Raw genomic sequence first — 2,386 nt, 5'->3', positions numbered from 1 at the left:
CTCTTTCCCTGATACCCCTGTAGATGAATTTTATGCCTGTAATTCCTCCTAATTGTAAAAAACCTACACCTGTCAGGTGGGGAGAGCCCCTACAAAACACTATATATTCAGGCTATGCGTAAGTCCTATATTTCTCGGCTTAAGTAAAGGACGACTGCGCCTGATTCGGCTCAGTACCCGCGTGACTAATTCAGGCCCTAGTACCGGCTTGGTAATAAAATCATCGGCTCCCGCTGCAAAGGCTTGTTGGAGAGATTCTGGATCGGTATGGGCTGTCACCACCAAAATCGGTAAATTTTCCCATTGGATATCCTGTCGGACGACCTGACACAATTCTAAGCCGCTGACGATCGGCATTTCTAGATCCAGCACTACTAAATCGGGTTCAGTGCTAATTAACACCTCCCAAAATTGCTGTGGTTCTTTGAGATTTGTCACTTCAAGTCCCCAGGGAGTCAGTAACCCTGATAATTTAACCAGCATCACAGGGTCATCATCTACGATTAAGACTTTGGCTTCTGAAGTTTTGGGACTGGGTAGAACACGGGCGATCGCTCGAAAAATTTGCTCGGTGGTTGCAGGTTTGTGGAGAAACTGCTTAGCACCTAAGCGCGATACTGCCAAGCGATCGGCAAGGCTATCTCGTCCGGTAAAAACGATTATAGGAAGAGTAGGCGATCGCTCGGTCAGTTCTCGCAGTAGCGTCAATCCATCTTCCTCTTTCTCTGCAAAACTTAAATCTAGTAACATCACATCGGGCATTGACAGGGCAAGACGCGATCGGGCAGCAGTAATATTCGGCGCAATTTTCATCCGAAATCCCCAAGCTTCGGATTCTACTTTCAATCGCTCCGTTAATGCAGCATCATCATCAACTACCAAAAGCCGATAGTTGAAAATTGAAATAGTAGAAACTGGTACAGCCGTTGATGTAATCGGTGTTTTGGCTAATTCCTGCTGTAATCCTGTCACCAATTCCGAGAATTCGGTAATTTCCTCAGCAGTCAAAGAGCGATAGTTGATTAGCAAATGCTCTGCAGAGCGTGCCAATTTCGAGCCTTCGGGATAACCAAAAGATCCCAGAGATCCTGCTAATTTATGAGCTTCATGTTTAGCCGCTTGCTGTAATTCTGTTTCTAAATTTCCTGCTAATAGAGCAGTTTTTGCCCGATCCAATACAGCAATTTGTGGGTTGAAGCCTCCCCGAAACCGCTCTAACACTTTGTCGCTCTCGGACTTATCTACCCCGCGAGATTGATGTTTTTGGGTGCGCTCAATCCCAGGATTATTTGAACGAGACGACGCTGATTGGGGGTACGGTTTCAGTCGATAGCCCATGCCATAAACTGTTTCGATGATTTCTTCAGTTAAGCCACCTGCCTTCAGTTTTTTTCTGACCTCCTTAATATGAGTGATAATGGCGCGATCGGTTGGTGCGTCATCAAATCCCCACAGACGATCCAAAATGGCACTGCGGCTAAAGATACGATCGGGATTTCGCAGTAATAATTCCAGCAGATTATATTCTGTCGCTGTCAGTGAAATTATTTGTTCGCAAAATGTCACTCTACCAGACTCTAAATCTAAACAAAGATCTCCCCAAGTCAATGTATTAGCCGCTGAATTCTGAGTAGAACCTCCTGGGGAAAGTGCTTTACTGCGTCGCAATAAAGTTCGTATTCTTGCCAGTAATACTTCCGTAGAAAAAGGCTTGCTGATGTAATCATCGGCTCCCGCATCGAAAAGAGCCACCACCTCCGCATCTGAATCCTTTGCCGTCATTAACAGGATCGGTTTGCAGTAGCCTTGCGATCGCAGTTGCCGACATAGACTAATTCCATCTAGTTTGGGAACCTGCACGTCTAACAAAATCAGGTCATACTCAATTGCTGCTGCCAAGTCTAGGCCCGCTTGTCCATCATTTGCCCGATCAAACCCGTAATGATTTGCTTCCAACACATTTGCCAGTGTTGCACTCAGCCCTCCATCGTCCTCTACGAGCAGAATTTTTATCTGAGACTTCTTCATTTTGGCTGTGTGGTTTAATTTCCATGCGATCGACCCGCTTTAATGTCAGGCCGAAGCGTGGCTTTTAACTAAATCACTGCTACTCATTACTACTGCTTTTATCTTATCATTTTTGCAGTCCCATAACCTAAAAATTGCTGTCACTTCCGCAGTTTATACCAATTTAATGTGAAGTTGCACATATCTCGATCCCCCTCGCATACCCCCTACTCCCCCTGATTGTTGGGGAGTAGGGGTTGACTTTGAGAAGAATCTTGTCCCCCCCTTATTAAGGGGGGCTAGGCAGGGTGGATTAATTGTCGAGAGGTTAAATCAAGGCTATGAAGGCTATTGACAGACATTATGCGAGGCATTTAAC

General features: G+C 45.5%; 1 protein-coding gene. It reads right to left on the bottom strand.

All coding sequences use genetic code 11. The annotated features are described in order from the left end of the window. Positions 1-99: 99 nt before the first annotated feature. A complete protein-coding gene (locus tag QUA58_RS31095) occupies positions 100-2,028 on the bottom strand; it encodes a response regulator (protein WP_333397980.1) in 1,929 nt (642 codons plus the stop codon). Positions 2,029-2,386: the final 358 nt, after the last annotated feature.

The sequence above is a fragment of the Microcoleus sp. N9_A1 genome (assembly GCF_036701795.1).
GTDB lineage: Bacteria > Cyanobacteriota > Cyanobacteriia > Cyanobacteriales > Microcoleaceae > Microcoleus.
The sequence above is the reverse complement of the archived record's forward strand: the minus strand, read 5'-3'. Positions and strand labels throughout refer to the sequence as shown.

What these genes read in the sequence shown, in the direction of transcription:
- QUA58_RS31095 (WP_333397980.1), bottom strand. Translation starts at nt 2,028, where the DNA reads ATGAAGAAGTCTCAGATAAAAATTCTGCTCGTAGAGGACGATGGAGGG.